The 14,831-nt window shown below is 72.5% G+C and carries 15 protein-coding genes and 1 tRNA gene; 12 read left to right on the top strand and 4 right to left on the bottom strand.

Features of this window, described 5'->3' with window-relative positions; genetic code table 11:
• Positions 1 to 52 precede the first annotated feature (52 nt).
• On the top strand, positions 53 to 694 hold the full coding sequence (locus tag BMW78_RS08990) for an FMN-binding negative transcriptional regulator (RefSeq protein ID WP_091758493.1): 642 nt from the start codon (positions 53 to 55) through the stop codon (positions 692 to 694).
• 17 nt (positions 695 to 711) lie between these two features.
• On the opposite strand, the gene BMW78_RS08985 is transcribed toward BMW78_RS08990, so the two are convergent.
• Together BMW78_RS08985 and BMW78_RS08980 are read right to left on the bottom strand one after the other, a co-directional pair.
• Positions 712 to 784, bottom strand: a tRNA-Lys gene (locus BMW78_RS08985).
• A 111-nt stretch (positions 785 to 895) separates the two neighbouring features.
• The gene (locus tag BMW78_RS08980; protein WP_218144293.1) at positions 896 to 1,582 is read right to left on the bottom strand and encodes a TetR/AcrR family transcriptional regulator; all 687 of its coding nucleotides are present in this window, start codon (positions 1,580 to 1,582) and stop codon (positions 896 to 898) included.
• A 119-nt stretch (positions 1,583 to 1,701) separates the two neighbouring features.
• On the opposite strand from BMW78_RS08980, the gene BMW78_RS08975 reads away from it, so the two are divergent.
• Together BMW78_RS08975 and BMW78_RS08970 are read left to right on the top strand one after the other, a co-directional pair.
• The gene (locus BMW78_RS08975; RefSeq protein WP_091758490.1) at positions 1,702 to 2,637 is read left to right on the top strand and encodes an NAD-dependent epimerase/dehydratase family protein; all 936 of its coding nucleotides are present in this window, start codon (positions 1,702 to 1,704) and stop codon (positions 2,635 to 2,637) included.
• A 264-nt stretch (positions 2,638 to 2,901) separates the two neighbouring features.
• Positions 2,902 to 5,598 (top strand): ATP-binding SpoIIE family protein phosphatase, encoded by a 2,697-nt coding sequence (locus BMW78_RS08970; protein ID WP_091758488.1) that lies wholly within the window; start codon positions 2,902 to 2,904, stop codon positions 5,596 to 5,598.
• On the opposite strand, the gene BMW78_RS08965 is transcribed toward BMW78_RS08970, so the two are convergent.
• Positions 5,595 to 6,017 carry an SRPBCC family protein gene (locus BMW78_RS08965; protein WP_218144292.1) on the bottom strand — a complete coding sequence of 141 codons (423 nt, stop codon included), beginning with the start codon at positions 6,015 to 6,017 and terminating at the stop codon, positions 5,595 to 5,597. The two genes, BMW78_RS08970 and BMW78_RS08965, sit on opposite strands and share 4 nt — an antisense overlap.
• Positions 5,917 to 7,452, bottom strand: a complete 1,536-nt coding sequence (locus BMW78_RS08960) for a wax ester/triacylglycerol synthase domain-containing protein (protein ID WP_218144291.1) — start codon at positions 7,450 to 7,452, stop codon at positions 5,917 to 5,919. The genes BMW78_RS08965 and BMW78_RS08960 overlap by 101 nt, the downstream gene beginning before the upstream one ends.
• 170 nt (positions 7,453 to 7,622) lie before the next feature.
• Here BMW78_RS08960 and BMW78_RS08955 point away from each other — a divergent pair, with 170 nt between their 5' ends.
• The 9 genes from BMW78_RS08955 (at position 7,623) to BMW78_RS08910 (ending at position 14,828) form a co-directional block, all read left to right on the top strand.
• On the top strand, positions 7,623 to 8,054 hold the full coding sequence (locus tag BMW78_RS08955) for an SRPBCC family protein (RefSeq protein WP_245735757.1): 432 nt from the start codon (positions 7,623 to 7,625) through the stop codon (positions 8,052 to 8,054).
• Between the two features lie 152 nt (positions 8,055 to 8,206).
• Entirely contained in the window at positions 8,207 to 8,770 is a 564-nt protein-coding gene (locus BMW78_RS08950) for a flavodoxin domain-containing protein (protein WP_091758482.1), read from the top strand.
• Positions 8,767 to 10,347: a DUF4389 domain-containing protein gene (locus BMW78_RS21010; RefSeq protein ID WP_091758481.1), complete on the top strand. Its 1,581-nt coding sequence runs from the start codon at positions 8,767 to 8,769 to the stop codon at positions 10,345 to 10,347. The genes BMW78_RS08950 and BMW78_RS21010 overlap by 4 nt, the downstream gene beginning before the upstream one ends.
• Positions 10,348 to 10,360: 13 nt before the next feature.
• The gene (locus BMW78_RS08940; RefSeq protein WP_091758479.1) at positions 10,361 to 11,473 is read left to right on the top strand and encodes an alpha/beta hydrolase; all 1,113 of its coding nucleotides are present in this window, start codon (positions 10,361 to 10,363) and stop codon (positions 11,471 to 11,473) included.
• Between the two features lie 47 nt (positions 11,474 to 11,520).
• Positions 11,521 to 12,141 carry a flavodoxin family protein gene (locus BMW78_RS08935; protein ID WP_091758477.1) on the top strand — a complete coding sequence of 207 codons (621 nt, stop codon included), beginning with the start codon at positions 11,521 to 11,523 and terminating at the stop codon, positions 12,139 to 12,141.
• A gap of 95 nt (positions 12,142 to 12,236) precedes the next feature.
• Positions 12,237 to 12,536, top strand: coding sequence for a TFIIB-type zinc ribbon-containing protein (locus BMW78_RS08930; RefSeq protein ID WP_091758475.1), 300 nt, complete (start codon positions 12,237 to 12,239; stop codon positions 12,534 to 12,536).
• Between the two features lie 118 nt (positions 12,537 to 12,654).
• Positions 12,655 to 13,302 carry a hypothetical protein gene (locus tag BMW78_RS08925; protein WP_091758473.1) on the top strand — a complete coding sequence of 216 codons (648 nt, stop codon included), beginning with the start codon at positions 12,655 to 12,657 and terminating at the stop codon, positions 13,300 to 13,302.
• A 572-nt stretch (positions 13,303 to 13,874) separates the two neighbouring features.
• Positions 13,875 to 14,069: a hypothetical protein gene (locus BMW78_RS08915; protein ID WP_091758470.1), complete on the top strand. Its 195-nt coding sequence runs from the start codon at positions 13,875 to 13,877 to the stop codon at positions 14,067 to 14,069.
• 135 nt (positions 14,070 to 14,204) lie between these two features.
• A complete protein-coding gene (locus tag BMW78_RS08910) occupies positions 14,205 to 14,828 on the top strand; it encodes a DUF47 domain-containing protein (RefSeq protein ID WP_091759115.1) in 624 nt (207 codons plus the stop codon).
• The last annotated feature ends 3 nt before the right edge of the window (positions 14,829 to 14,831 follow it).

Genomic DNA, 14,831 nt, shown 5'->3' with positions numbered 1-14,831 from the left:
GTCTGGCTGCGCCTCACCCTCAGCGCTGTGGTCGTCATCTAGCGTGAGAACCGTGTACACACCGCCGTTCAACCTCGCAGAGGACGAAGAGGAGCTGCGCGCTCTCGTCGCTGATGTGCGCGCAGGCTGGTTGGTGACCAATGGTCACGCTGCGGCCCCCTCCGCCACCTACCTGCCGGTGATCTGGCGAGACGACACGGTGATCGCCCACGTCGCGAAGGCGAATCCCCACTGGCGCGAGATCGGTTCCGAGACACCAGCGCTCCTCATCGTCACGGGCCCCGACGCCTACGTGTCTCCGACGTGGTACGCCGCGAAGGCAGAGCACGGCAAGGTCGTGCCCACCTGGAACTACAGCGCCGTTCACCTGACCGGCATGGCGCGCGCGCATCACGACCCAGAGTGGCTCCGCATGGCCGTCGAGGAGCTGACCAACGAACACGAGCAGCGACGCCCGGCGCCCTGGCACGTCACCGACGCACCAAGCGCGTACATCGAGGGACAGCTGCGCGGAATCGTCGGTGTGGAGCTGACCGTGTCGAAGGTCGAGGGGAAGGCGAAACTCAGCCAGAACCGGTCACGGGCCGACCGCGAAGGGGTCGTCACCGGCCTGCGCCAGAGCGGCCGACCGGACGAGCTGAGCGTTGCCGACCAGATGGCGTCGGCCCTCGAAGAAGACGTTTTGGGGCTCTGACCAGCGGTAAATGCCAGTGGGCCCCGTGGGGCTCGAACCCACAACCTACGGATTAAAAGTCCGCAGCTCTGCCAATTGAGCTAGAGGCCCGCGGCTCCTGGGGGCCGCGGGATCGAGTGACACCGCCTCGGGCGCCAGCGTTCGGTGCCACGGTGTCCTCGATCCGGGTCGTCAGCGTACCGGGACCCGACCGCTCCGCCTTCACGCGGCTGGGCTGCCGATGAGACTGCGCACCACCCCCGTCAGTGCGACGGTGAGGTCGTCCAGGGTGCGACCTTCGTTCCTGGTCCAGTGGCGCACCTGCTCGGCGGACAGAGCGGCGAGCAGCACCTCGGCGCGCACGCGCGCGTCGGGAACGTGTGCCGCGCGGAGCAGCACCTCGGTGTGCTGGCGCCAGAACTCGTACGACCGCTTCCGCAGTCGCCCGCCGGGGCTCGAGGTCTCCGAAAGGAGGACGAGGTCGAGGTGACGTTCCTGGAAGGCGAGGTAGGCCGCGCAGAACGCCTCGAGCCGCGCGGCGGGATCCGCCGCGGTGCCTGCGCCGGTACCTGCGCTGGTACCTGCGCCGGAGTCTGCTCCGGCCGCCGGGCCGGGGCCGAGAGGCGCTGGTCCCTCGAGGATGGCCCTCTGCAGCTCGGCCCCACGCTCGCTCAGCAGCTCGGCCGCCAAGCCTCCCTTGTCGGTGAAGCGCCGGTAGAGCGTTCCCTTTCCGACGCCGGCGGCCGCTGCGATGTCGTCCATCGTCACGGACTCCACCGACCGTCTGGCGAACAGCTCCTCGGCCGCGAGCAGCACCCGCTGGCGGTTACGGGCCGCGTCGGCCCGCTCCTTTCGCTGCGGTGCCCGCGGCGTCGGGACGAGCGGCATACCGGTGGGTGGCGTCGGCACGGAGCCTCCTCGGGTGGGTTGCGACAACGGAGAGCCGTTGACTAACCGGACTGTAGTCCACTACCTTCGGCAATCTAAACGGACCACAGTCCGCTAAGCATTCGTCAGGAGGAGATCTCATGCGCCACCCCCAGGACCCCCACGCCCGCCCCCACCAGCGCCTGCTCGTCATCGGCGCGAGCGGCTACCTCGGTCACGTCGTGACCGGGCGACTGCTCGATGAAGGCCATGCCGTCGTAGCGCTGGTCCGCCCAGCCGACGGCTCACACGCCCTCGATTACCGAGTCGACACGGTGGAGGGGGACTTGCGCGACCCCGCTTCCGTGCGGGCGTCCGTGACGCCGGACGTGGACGCCGTCGTCCACCTGGCCACGCCACTGGGCGACGAGGCAGCCGACGCGGCGGCACTCGAGGCGCTGCTCTCGCCGCTGCGGGACACCGGCCGCACCCTGCTCTACACCAGCGGCGCCTGGGTGCTGGGTGCCCTGGAGGGCGAGGCCGACCTGCTCGACGAGGACAGCCCGACCCGGCCCCTGCCCCTGGTCGGCTACCGCCATCGCCTCGAGGGGCGGGTGCTGGCGGCCGCGGCAGAAGGGGTCCGGGGCCTGGTCATCCGCCCGGGCGTGGCCCACGGGCGTGGCGGCGGCATACCTGCCCTGCTGGTGGATCGCGCTCGTGAGGACGGCGCCGGGCGCCACGTGGGTGAGGGTCTGGTGAGGTGGCCCATGGTGCACGTCGACGACTTGGCCGACCTCTTCGTCATGGCCCTACGGAGCGCACCGGCGGGAAGCGTCCTGCACGGCGTCGCCGAAGAGGGCGTCGACACCCGGGAGATCGCGGCGGCAGCCGCGACGGCCGCCGGTGTGTCGGGTACTCGTGCCTGGCCGCTCGCCGAGGCGGCCGCCGTCCTCGGCGAGCCCTTCGCCGAGGCGCTCGCGTGCGACCAGCGAGTCTCCGCTGAACGCACCCGGCGGGGCCTGGGATGGCGGCCGCACCGCCCCACCGTGGTCGCGGACCTGGAGCGCGGCTCGTACGGCACGCGGTCCGCTGCCTGACGGCAGCCCGCACACCCGTCACCACGGCACCAAGGGGCTAACGGCCTACCCACGGCGACCCGCCTGACCGCACACTGAACAGGCGGGCGGGCGGCGCCCCGTGCCTGAGCCGGTTCCCCCGATCACCCAACCCGGGTGATGGCCGGCCCGGTCCGTGTCACCCCTGTCGGGTCGGCGCGGCGTGTGGTGTCGTCCCTCGAGGAGAGCAGATGGGCCAGCAGCGTGTCCCCCGCAGTGTCGGCGGGCCTGCGGAGAGGGTGGGTCATGGCTGCCCGTGAGGTCGCCGAGCCGGCGGCTGTGCCGTGGGAGATGGACCCCCGGCGGCCGCGCCCTGAGCGACGCCTGGACCTGTATGCCGCCGTCGCGATAGGCGCCCTCGCCTCCCTCGCGTACGGGGCCGCTCTGTCGTTCGACATCGTGCCACCGCGGGGTCTCTCGGTGGTGTTCTTCGCCGCCGCACCGATCAGCGCCGCCTTCGCCGTGGTGGTGATCGGGATGCGGTGGCGCGCCGAGGTCGACCCCGCCCTGAGCTGGGTGAGCGCGGGCCTCGCGGTCGGCTGGTTCGCCATGGTCCTCCAGCTCGTGTCGTTCCCAGCGGTGCTCCCGGGAGGAGGGCCGCTGGGGACCAGTGACCAGGCCAGCGCGGCCCTCTACCTGCTGTTCCACCTCGCCTTCGTCGGGGGCGCACTGGCCGGGGCGATCGGGGCCCCGGGCTCGTGGCGGGTGCCGGCGCTGGTGCTCGGAGTCGCGGTGGCGGTCCTCCTGGCCGTCGACCTCGTCCCCCTTCCGGTGCTGCTCCGCAGGGACACCACCTTCACGCCCATCCTCCTCGCGACGGAGTACGTCATGGTCGCGTTCACCGCGGTCGTCGCCGTGGTCTGGGTCCGGCGTGCGGGGCGGTCGGCGACCACCCTGAGGACCTGGGTGGGCGTCGCCCTGTCGCTCGCGCTCTACGACGTCCTCCTCAACGCCTTCGCCGCCGAGCGCTTCAGCGCCGTCTGGTGGGCGAGCCTCTCGTTCCGCGTGGCCACGTATGCCGTGCTGGCGGTCGGTGCCGTCTACTCCGTGCTCACCCGGCTCGCCGAGACCGAGTCCTACACCCAGAGCGAGCTCGACCGCCGAGAGGCCGAGCTCCGAACGTCCCTCGGGCTGACCCGCGAGCTGCTCGGCTGCGCGCAGGACCTCGCCAAGGCCGTCACGCCCACAGAGGTCGCCGACGCGCTGTGCCGCGACGCCGTGACCGCGAGCGGACTGCGCCGAGCCGTGCTCCTCGTCAGCCGCGACCACGCCGACACGGTGGTGCTGGGCCGCGTCGGTCACGGCAGCAGCCCAGCCGCCGAGACCTCCGGCACCGGGTGGGACGCCCCCTACGTCTCCTCGTTGGCGCCCCTGGCCAGGCAGCCGTTGTTCCTCGAGACGCCCGAGGAGGTGCGGGCGCGGGTCCCGGCCGGCACCCCGCTGCAGGAGGCTGCGTCGTTGGCGGTCCTGCCCATCCGCGTGGCGGGGGAGCGCCTGGCCACGCTGGTCGTGTGGGACACCGTGCCCCACCGCCTCAGCGCCAGTGAGCGAGAGGTCCTCGCCGGGCAGGCCAGCCAGGGTGGCCAGGCGCTGCGGCGGGCCCTCGCCTTCGAGAACGAGGCCAACGCGGCCGCGACCCTGCAGCGGTCGCTGCTGTCGCCGACGCTGTCCCCACGCGAGGACCTCGCCATGGCGGCCCGCTACCTTCCCGGCGAGGCGGGCCTTCGGGTCGGCGGCGACTGGTACGACTGCGTGCCGATCGACGGCCACAAGGTCGCGCTGGTCGTCGGCGACGTCATGGGCAAGGGCCTGCGCGCGGCGGCCGTCATGGGACAGATGCGCACCGCTGTCCGCTCGCTCGCCAGCGCTGATCCCTCACCTGCTGCGGTCCTGCGCGGTCTCGACCGGCTGCACTCGATGCTCGAGGTCGACGAGATCGCCACCGTCGCCTACGTGCTCCTCGACGCCGAGACCGGCATCGCGCGGGTGGCCAGGGCGGGGCACCTGCCACCGATCCTGGTCGACGACGAGGGTCGCACCCTGCTGCTGGAGGATGGCGGGTCACCGCCTCTCGGCACGCCCAACCCCCAGCGGCTGGAGGCGGAGGTCGTCGTGCCGCCCGGCGGCGTGCTCATCCTCTACACCGACGGCATCGTCGAGGACCGGGCCACCGGCCTCGACGGGCTCGAGTCCTTCGTCGAGCTGGTGGGAGCGACCGCCCGGCGCAAGCGAGGTGACGTCGAGGCGCTCGCCACCGAGCTGCTCGTCGCCACCTCCGCCAACCAGCGCCAGGACGACATCGCCCTGCTGGTCGCCCGCGTGCCGATGCGCGCAGGCACAGCCGAGCGTGAAGGAGCGGACGTCCTGGGGAGCCGTCCGGAGCCGGTGACGGCTCCTGACCACCCCGCGCTCCAGGCCGAGGTCGCCCGCAGCCTGACGCCGGAGGTCGGGCTGAGTCGCCCGTCCGGGACGCGGCAGGGCCTCACGTCGGGGGCGCGGCCGAGCCTCCCGACGGAGGTGGTCCGCAGCCTCGACGGTGCGCTGCACGTCGGGCGGGTGCCTTCGTACGCTGCCGCGCCCTACGCCGCCTCCTTCCCCGACGGCCCGGAGGCCGCCTCCGCCGTGCGTCGCTGGATCCGTCAGAGCTCACGCGGCCTCGACCGCCTCCTGCGCGAGGACACCGTGCTGCTCGCCACGGAGCTGGTGACCAACGCGGTGCGGCACGGCCGTGGGGAGGTGGCGGTGCGCCTCTGGCCGGGGCCCGACGTCGTGCGGGTCGAGGTCAGCGACGCCAACCCGCACCGCCCGGAGCCCGGCGGCTACGACCTCGACGCCGAGGACGGACGCGGCCTGCTCATCGTCGGCGCGCTCAGCTCGCGGTGGGGCACCGCGCCCCTTCCCGGCGGCGCCGGCAAGACGGTGTGGTTCGAGCTCGACTGCTAGCTCGGACGGTGAAGTCGGTCGACCGCGAAACGGCCCTGCAGCCCGGTGAGGGTGTCCGACACCAGTCCCTTGATGACCCGCGACCGGATGAACCCCGGGAGCGGGAGGTTGTGGTGGACGGTCAGGTGGTAGGTGACCTTCGTCCGCCCGCGGCCCGCCGACTCGAGGGTGTACACGCCCTCCTGACCGGTCTGCAGGCGCCCCTTGACCATCGACCAGCTCATCCCGTGGGGGGAGTGCTCGTACGCGAGGGTGTAGCGGTCGGTGCCCACGCTCGTCGACGCGGCGAACGCCGCGGTCAGCGGCCGCCCCTGCTCGTCACTGCTCAGGACCTCCGCCTCCAGGATCTGCGGAATCCACTCCGGCTGGCTTGCGACGTCGCGCAGGAGTTCCAGGACGATGGCCTGTGTGGCTGACACTTCGACTGACTGGGTTGCGGTGTCGGTTGGCATGCGCCGCTCCCTCCTCTCGGTCAAGGTCTCGGTCGCGGCCGAGGCGCACCAGCGCGCCCAGCTCGTCCTCGAAGGCGACGAGCAGTGACTCCGGCTCGGAGACGACGCCGACGTCCACCATGAACCCGACCCGGACGGTCCCGTCATACGTGAAGAGGCACACACCAACGGTGTGGGTGCCTGACCCTGGCACCCAGCCGAGCACACCCGTCACCGGCACGCCGGCGAACGTGCGCGGCTCGCGGGGGCCCATCACGTTGGTGGTGACGCCGATCGCCTTGTTGGCGAAGAAGTCCACGAGGTAGCGCTCGAGCACCGGTGTGCTGAAGCCGATGGCCGTGATCAGCCCGAAGGTGAGCACCGACTCGGGTGACCCCTTGAGCCAGTCCATCCGGCGCTTCGTCTCGGCGAGGCGGGCCAGCCGACCGTCCATGCTGCTGGGGAACGTGAAGTACACCATGGCGAACTGGTTGCCGAGCTCGCGTGGAAGCGGCTTGTCGAGCGGTCGCAGGTTGACGGGCACCATCGTCACCAGGTCGACGGGGGTCGCACCGCGCTCCTGCTGGTACCGGTACAGCGCCCCGGCGACGGCGCTCATGAGCACGTCGTTGAGGGTCGCTCCCGCAAGCCGGCCCACCGTCTTCAGCGGTCCCAGCGGCACCGGCTGGGTCCACACGATCCGCTTGTGCAGGCCCGGGGTGCCGCTCACCACGTTGGGCGGGTTCTCGATGAAGAGCAGGTCGCGCACCACCTTGCCGGTGCGGGCACCGACGTTGAGGGTGCGCGCGAGCTCGGCGGGGTTGGTCATGCGGGCGGCCTGCTCCACGGTGCCGCGGGCGAAGGAGACACCGGACGACACCAGCGAGACAGGCCCCGACGTGGTCGAAGCCCTCATGTCCTCGGAGGGCTGCTCGTCGTCGACGGATGCCCCGTCGTCGGTCAGTGAGAGCAGCACCCGGGTGAGCGCGATGCCGTCCGCCAGCGCGTGGTGGATCCGGAAGAACGCGACCGCACCCGACCCGTAGCCCTCGATGAGGTGGATCTCCCACAACGGGTGGTTCCGGTCGAACGCGTGGGGGAGGTAGCGCTCCACGTGGGCCTGCAGGGCCGCGTCGTCGCCGGGCGCCTCCAGGGTCTCCTGGATGAGGTGGCGGTCCAGCGAGAAGTCCGGGTCGTACTCCCACGACGGCAGGCCCACCGGGATGGCCGAGGTCACCGGTCGCTGGCTGAAGACGGGGTAGCGGTCGATGAACCGCTCCTGCGCGATGCGCCGCACCTCGTCCCAGTCCGGCACGGACTCCAGGAACACCAGGCTCGTGATCACCATCAGGTTGTTGGGCCGGTCCATGTTGAGCCAGATCGTGTCGACGGGGCCGATGCGTCGCCTGCCGGTCTTGGACATGTCACCTCCCGCCCGGGAACGCGGCCGCGCAGGGTGCGGTCAGCCGCCGCCGGGGCTCTGCGCCCAGCCTCGTCCGCGCCTACGCTGTCCAACAGGGGCAATGGTCCCTCGGGCACCCAGGGCGCATGGCTGCCGAGGAGCCGAGGCACCGGGACAGCCGAGGAGCCGCCGTGCATGCCAGGGTCACGATCGACATCGACGCCCCGCCCGAGCGGGTGTGGGCCGTGATGGCCGACGTCGAGGCGTGGCCCCAGTGGACCGCGTCGGTGAGCGAGGCCCAGCGCCTCGACACGGGTCACTTCGACGTGGGTTCGAGGGTGCGCCTGCGCCAGCCCCGCCTCCCGGTCGCCGTCTGGACGGTCGAGGACGTCGAGCCGGGAAGGTCCTTCACCTGGACCAGTGGCCTGCCCGGGTTCCGGAGCACGGGCCGCCATCTCGTGGAGCGCCGTCGCGACGGCTCCAGGGTCACGCTCGAGCTCGAGCAACGGGGCGTCGTCGGCGAGCTGGTGGGCCGCTGCATGGCCGGGTTGGTCGACCGCTACGTCAACCTCGAGGCCGTCGGGCTCAAGCGCCGCAGCGAGGAGCCTCCCGCCGCTCCCTGACCCGGTTCGCGGCATCCAGCCGGCTTCGGCGCCGACCCGGTGCGCCCAGCCGGCGTCGGATCCGGCACCCCACGGCACGAGGGGGCCATCCGGCCCTGTGCCCTGCCTCCGGCGCGGTCGAACACTGGCGACGAGGGCAGGGAGGAAAACGCATGACAGTCCTCGTCACGGCAGCGAGCCGGCACGGTGCGACGCAGGCGATCGCGCGCGAGATCGCCCGCCAGCTCCGCGCGGCCGGCCGGAGCGCCGAGGTGCTCGAGCCCGAGGCCGTCGACACGCTCGACGGCGTCGACGCCGTGGTGCTGGGCAGCGCCGTCTACCGCGGTCGCTGGCTGCCCGAGGCCCGCAACCTCGCCGCCCGCCTCGAGCCAGACCTCGCGCACCGCGACGTCTGGTTGTTCTCCAGCGGCCCGGTGGGGGAGCCCCCGCGCCCGACTGACGACGTCGCCGACGCGACCAGGGCCGGCCGGCTGACCCACGCCCGCGAGCACCGGGTCTTCGCCGGACGGCTCGACCTGTCCTGCCTCTCCCGGGGTGAGCGCCTCGGAGCCAGGCGGCTGCACGCCGGCGACGGCGACTACCGCGACTGGTACGAGATCCGTTGCTGGGCAACGCGGATCGCCGGCCAGATCGCATCGGACCATGACACCGACAGCGGCCCTGAAGGACCGGGAACCCACCCGGACCACGAGCCGATTGAGGAACGACACCCATGACCACCGCAACCATTCCTCCGCGGCCGAGCTACCCGGTCCACGTCGACTCCACCACCGAGCCGGTCGCCTCGCGCTGGCTGTGGCTGGTGAAGTGGCTGCTGGCCGTGCCGCACTACATCGTCCTGGCCTTCCTCTGGATCGCGTTCACGGTCCTGAGCATCGTCGCCTTCTTCGCGATCCTGTTCACCGGCAGTTACCCGCGGGCCATCTTCGACTTCAACGTCGGCGTCATGCGCTGGACGTGGCGGGTCGCCTACTACGCCTATGGCGCCCTGGCCACCGACCGCTACCCGCCGTTCACGCTGGCCGAGGTGCCGGACTACCCGACGCACCTGCAGATCGACTACCCCCACCACCTGTCGCGCGGCCTGGTCCTCGTCAAGTGGTGGCTGCTGGCCATCCCGCACTACCTCGTCATCGCCTTCATCGTCGGCGGCAGCCGCTGGGCGTTCGAGGACAACCGGTGGAGGTACGTCGACAGCCCCGGCCTCGTGGGCCTGCTCGCCTTCATCGCCGCCGTGGTGCTCCTGTTCACCGGCTCCTACCCGCGGCCGATCTACGACCTGCTGCTCGGCCTGAACCGGTGGGTGCTGCGGGTGGCCGCGTACGTCGGGCTGATGACCGACCAGTACCCGCCCTTCCGCCTCGACATGGGCCCCCACGAGCCGCACGCGCTCGTGGTGACCAGCCAGGCGGGCGGTCCATCGTCGGCCCCGAACCCCGCCATGCCGCCGTCGTCACCGGGGCAGGCCGCGCCTCCGTCCCAGGGGCCGCCACAGCAGGTGCAGGGCGCACCACAGCAGCCGTATGCCGCGGGGTCGCCCTACGCGGGCGCCGAGCCCTACCCGGGTACGTACTACGGCGGCCCGGGTGCCCCGGGTGCGCCCGGTGGACCCCCGCCCCCCCGGTCCGGCTGGACGGGTGGCCGCATCGTCAGCGTGGTGGTCGGGGTGCTCGTCGGCCTCATGTCCCTCGGCGGCCTCGCCGCCGGTGGGGCGATGGTGGTGGCCGACCGGGCCTTCCGCGAGGACGGCTTCGTGATGACGCCCTCGGAGACGTGGCAGTCGGGTGGCTACGCCGTCATCGGAAGCATCCTGCTCCAGTCCTCGGCTGACCGGACCCTGCCGGGGCGCCTCATCGGGGACGTGCGGATGGAGGTGACCTCGAACCGGTCCGGCGTCCCGGTCTTCGTCGGGGTCGCGCGTTCGAGCGACGTCAGGGCGTACCTCTCCGGGGTGGCCCACACCTTCCGGAACAACGGCACGCGCAACGGCCAGGAGATCAGTGGTGGCGCTCCGCCGGCGGCGCCGACCGACCTCGACATCTGGGTCTCGCGGGCCGCGGGAGCCGGTACGCAGGCGATGGTGTGGCGACCGGAGACCGGCAGCTGGTCCGGTGTCGTCATGAACGCTGACGGCTCGCCGGGGGTCTCGGCCTCCGTCCGGTTCGGGGCCGAGGTGCCCTGGCTCGGCGGCGTCGGCGTGGGGCTGTTCCTCGTGAGCCTGGTCTTCCTCGGCGGCAGCGTCACCCTGGTGGCGGTCGCGGTCGCCCGTGCCTCGCGGCGGACTCCCGCCTGACGAGGGCCGCGGCATGGCCCGCCGTGCAGGCGCCGACCGGCAGCGCCGGGTCGGTCCGGCGGCGGGCGTCGTGGTGCTGGTCCTTGGTGCGGTGCTCGTCGGCGCCGGCGGCGGCCTGGGGCTGCCGCACCTGGCCAAGGTCGGGTGGTCGCCCGCCACGGTGGCCGGGCTGTTGGCGCTCTGTCTCGGCGTGGCGCTGGTGGCGGTGGGCATCGTGGCCGGCGTACGCGCCGCCCACGGCTGGTGGCGCGTGCCCGCCGCCCTCGGCCTGACCGTGGCCGCCCTGCTCGTCGTCGACCTCGTGGCCGTCCCGGTGGCCGCGACCATGGTGCCTGCCGACCCGGGCGACGGACGAACCCCGGCCAGCGTGGGCCTGCCGTTCCGTGAGGTGAGGCTCCCGGTGACCCGGGGCGAGTCGCTCGCCGCCTGGTACGTGCCGACGCGCAACGGTGCGGCCGTCGTGCTGCTGCACGGCTCGGGCTCCACCCGGTCCTCCACGCTGCGGCAGGCGGCGGTTCTCGCCCGGCACGGCTACGGCGTGCTCCTGCCCGACGCCCGCGGGCATGGTGCGAGCACGGGGCGGGCCATGGACCTCGGGTGGCACGGCGACCGCGACGTCGCGGCGGCGACGGCATACCTCTCCTCGCCGGAGGCGGGCACCGACCCGGGCCGGATCGCGGCCGTGGGTCTGTCGATGGGCGGCGAGGAGGCGCTCGGCGCCCTGGCGGTGGACCCGCGGCTGGCCGCGGTCGTGGCCGAGGGCGCCACGGGACGGCAGGCGGCCGACCTGGGCTGGCTCTCCACCCGGTACGGATGGAGGGGCCAGGTGCAGGAGGGGGTCGAGGACGTGCACACGTGGCTCGCCGCAGCGCTCTCGGGCCTGGCGCCGCCCCGGACGCTCGCCGACGGCGTGCGGCGGGGCAGGGCGCCGGTGCTGCTGGTCACGGCCGGCGACCGGCCCGACGAGGGGTATGCCGCGGCCGCCCTCCGTGCCGTGGCCCCCGCCCGCGTCGAGGTGTGGACGGTGCCCGGCGCCGACCACACCGGCGGGCTGGCCACCGCTCCGGCCGAGTGGGAGCGCCGGGTCGTGGGCTTCCTCGACCGGGCGCTGCGGCCGGTCGAGTAGCAGTCGTTCGAGTGGCGCCGGCGCACCGCCGACCGGAGGGTGGGCCCATGACGGACTCCGACCTGACCGCCCTCGTCCTCGTCGGCACGCTGACGCCCTCACCCGAGCGTTCGAGCTCGCAGCTGCTGGGTGAGCAGGTGCTGGCCGAGCTCGGCAAGCACGGTGTCGGCGGCACGGTGGTGCGGCTCGTGGACCACGACGTGAAGCCCGGCGTGCAGGTCGACATGGGTCCTGGCGACGCCTGGCCGGCCATCCGGCAGCAGATGTTGGACGCGGACATCCTCGTGCTGTCGACGCCGATCTGGATGGGCCAGCCCTCCAGCGTCATCAAGCGGGCGCTCGAGCGGCTCGACGGCGAGCTGTCCGAGAAGGACGACGAGGGACGGCTGCTCACCTACGGCAAGGTCGCCGCCGTTGCGGTGGTCGGCAACGAGGACGGCGCGCACCACGTCAGCGCCGAGCTGTTCCAGGCGCTCAACGACGTCGGCTTCAGCCTCGCCGCCGGCGCCGTCACCTACTGGGTGGGGGAGGCGATGAGCGGCGTCGACTACCAGGACCTCGACGAGACGCCCGAGACGGTGGCGTCGACCACGGCGACCCTGGCGGCCAACACGGTGCACCTCGCGCGCCGGCTCAAGGCCGCGCCGTACCCGCCGTCCGGCGGCTGAGCCCAGCGGCTGAGCCGGGCAGCTGAGCACAGCGGCTGGGCCTAGCGGCGCTGCGGGGCGAGGAACCGTGACCTCACGGGGCGCGTTGGCCGTTCATGGACTCCACGCTGACCTGTCCCAAGTGCGGCTCGGACATGCGCCAGTACGAGCGCAACCGCGTGCTCGTCGACCAGTGCACCGGTTGCGGCGGGCTCTTCCTCGACCGGGGCGAGCTCGAGCGGCTCACCGCCGCCGAGAACGAGTGGCACCAGGCGCCGGTGCAGCAGGCCCAGCAGGCTCCCCAGCGGCAGTACTCGCCGAACCCGCAGCATCACGGGCACCCCTACGGGCAGGGCTACGGGCACAAGCCCCAGAAGAAGCGCCGCTCGTTCCTCTCCGACCTGTTCGACGACTGATCGTCGAGGCTCATCTTCGCGACTGGTCTCTGGCGACTGACCGCGGTATGCCGCACCCCCGCCACGGCGGCCGGACCGCGTCCGCGCGTGGTGGGCGTGCCGGTGCGAGACTGGGCTGATGAGGAACGAACCGAGCGGGCGAGGCGCGCCGCGCCGTCCTGCGTTCTTCAGCCCGGCTGCGATGGAGACCCAGGGCGGTCTGGTGCCCGACCCCGCCGAGGTCACCGAGGTGGCCCACGCGACCGCGGCCGTGCTCGTCGGGGCCGGGCGGTCGTCGGAGGACCCCGAGGTCACGACGCGCCTCGTGGCCCTCGTCGACGAGCTCGGCCTCTCGACGCTGGCCGAGCTCTGGGCCGACCGGCCGGCCCGCAGCCTGCCGGGCGCGCTCTGGCGGCTGTACGCCCTGCACGAGTGGGTGCAGCGCAGCCCCGAGGAGGCGAGCGCCGACTACACCGCCGGGGTGCGGTTCGCCGACGTCAACCACGTGGTCGCCGGGGTCGCGGAGCCGCCCGGGCCGCAGGAGATCCGCAGCCTGGCCGACTCCATCCTGCGCGGCGTCTTCGAGGGCGACCTCGCCGTCGCGCTGGAGCGGGCGGGCGCCTTCTGCCGGGTCGTGTCGTCGGGCCGCGCCGACCGGGCCCACACCACCGACGTGCAGGACGCCGAGGCGGCCTCGACGCAGACCCGCCGGGCGTCGTCCCTGCTCTCGACCGCCGAGGACCTCGAGGCCTGCGCCCGGCTCTGGCGTGCCGACGAGCTGCTCTGACCTGCGGCTGCCGAACCTGGCGCGGCTGCCGAACCGGCGGTGGCTATTGAATCGGCAGTTGGCGGCTGACCTGCGGCGTTGTGGGCCCTTCGGCTCAATGTGGGGACAGCCGGAACATTCCGGGACGGGCTCCGGTTACAGTCAGACGTGCGCCGGGCTGCGGTAGCCCCGGGTCCCAACTGAAGCCGCTACGAGCGGCCACGCGCCGTGAGGCGCTCCCAGCCCGGCGCACACATCTAGACCGGGCAGTCCCCGGCCCGGTGGGCCCCCACGTCGTCGCGTGCCCGCTCCCGCGAACGCCGACCCGGCCCCGTCCAGCCGCACACGCGGCATACCCCATGGGTGAACGAACCACGCTCCTCCGTCGACGCGGAGTCGACGGCGTCGGCGAGGTCGAACGGCGCGTCCGACGGCTCTGCGGGCGCTGTCACCGCACCATCATCGCCCCCGTGGCCCGGCGTGACTAGCGCGGGCATGCACGCATGGCCCGGACGAGTCATCTATGGGTGGAAGCGGTCAAGACATGGCAAAGAACTCTCGGCGTTTCTGGCGCCCTCGGCTAGCGTTGCGTTATGGCACCAGACCCGATCGTCGGCGCCGACCTCACGGACGGCGCCCTCCAGGACGAGATCGAGCTCGTCGGCGACCTGGTCGTGGCTGCCTCCGCGAGCGAGGGCCCGCTGAGCGAGGACGAGATCGACGAGGTGCTCGGCGTGGACCGCGGGATGGGCGTGGCGAAGGGCGCCAAGAGCCCCCAGCACGTCTGACCTGCCCCCCGGGCGCCGCGGCCGTGGCCCTCTGACCTGCGCAGGAGGGGCTCGGTGAACTCCTGATTGCGTGCGAGTGTCTGCGAGGCCGTAGCATCATCCCCGGCCATTTCCTCGCATGACCGGAGAATGCTCGTGGGCTTCCGCCTGACCCCCCAGGAAAACAGCTTCTACGACCTGTTCGCCAAGTCCGCCTCCTACCTGGTGGACGGCTCCCGTGAGCTCACGACGATCCTTGGTGCGCCTATCTCCGAGCGCGAGGCCATCGCGGCCCGCATGCGTGAGATCGAGCACCAGGCCGACGAGGCAACGCACGAGATCATCCGCAAGGTGAACTCCTCGTTCATCACGCCGTTCGACCGCGAGGACATCCACGGGCTCGCCGCGACCCTCGACGACTGCATGGACCTCATGGACGCCGCCGTCGACCTCATCGTGCTGTACCGCATCGGTGAGCTGCCGGCCGGTGTATCGGAGCAGGTGGAGGTGCTGGTGCGGATGTCGCAGCTCACTGCCGACGCCATGCCGCGACTGCGCTCGATGAAGGACCTCTCGGAGTACTGGATCGAGATCAACCGCCTCGAGAACCAGGCCGACCAGTGCTACCGCCGCCTGCTCGCCGAGCTCTTCAACGGCGAGTCCACGGACGCGATCACGGTGATGAAGCACAAGGAGGTCATCGAGGAGCTCGAGGCCGCCGCCGACGCCTTCGAGCAGGTGGCCCACAAGGTCGAGAGCATCGCGGTCAAGGAGTCCTGACCT

Origin of the sequence: Pedococcus cremeus, from assembly GCF_900111375.1 — a bacterium.
Classification (GTDB): Bacteria; Actinomycetota; Actinomycetes; order Actinomycetales; family Dermatophilaceae; genus Pedococcus_A; species Pedococcus_A cremeus.
Note: the sequence above shows the minus strand (reverse complement) of the source record. Positions and strands in the feature narration are given on the sequence as shown.

What these genes read in the sequence shown, in the direction of transcription:
- BMW78_RS08975 (WP_091758490.1), top strand. Translation starts at nt 1,702, where the DNA reads ATGCGCCACCCCCAGGACCCCCACGCCCGCCCCCACCAGCGCCTGCTC.
- BMW78_RS08970 (WP_091758488.1), top strand. Translation starts at nt 2,902, where the DNA reads ATGGCTGCCCGTGAGGTCGCCGAGCCGGCGGCTGTGCCGTGGGAGATG.
- BMW78_RS08960 (WP_218144291.1), bottom strand. Translation starts at nt 7,452, where the DNA reads ATGTCCAAGACCGGCAGGCGACGCATCGGCCCCGTCGACACGATCTGG.
- BMW78_RS08950 (WP_091758482.1), top strand. Translation starts at nt 8,207, where the DNA reads ATGACAGTCCTCGTCACGGCAGCGAGCCGGCACGGTGCGACGCAGGCG.
- BMW78_RS21010 (WP_091758481.1), top strand. Translation starts at nt 8,767, where the DNA reads ATGACCACCGCAACCATTCCTCCGCGGCCGAGCTACCCGGTCCACGTC.
- BMW78_RS08940 (WP_091758479.1), top strand. Translation starts at nt 10,361, where the DNA reads ATGGCCCGCCGTGCAGGCGCCGACCGGCAGCGCCGGGTCGGTCCGGCG.
- BMW78_RS08935 (WP_091758477.1), top strand. Translation starts at nt 11,521, where the DNA reads ATGACGGACTCCGACCTGACCGCCCTCGTCCTCGTCGGCACGCTGACG.
- BMW78_RS08930 (WP_091758475.1), top strand. Translation starts at nt 12,237, where the DNA reads ATGGACTCCACGCTGACCTGTCCCAAGTGCGGCTCGGACATGCGCCAG.
- BMW78_RS08925 (WP_091758473.1), top strand. Translation starts at nt 12,655, where the DNA reads ATGAGGAACGAACCGAGCGGGCGAGGCGCGCCGCGCCGTCCTGCGTTC.
- BMW78_RS08915 (WP_091758470.1), top strand. Translation starts at nt 13,875, where the DNA reads ATGGCACCAGACCCGATCGTCGGCGCCGACCTCACGGACGGCGCCCTC.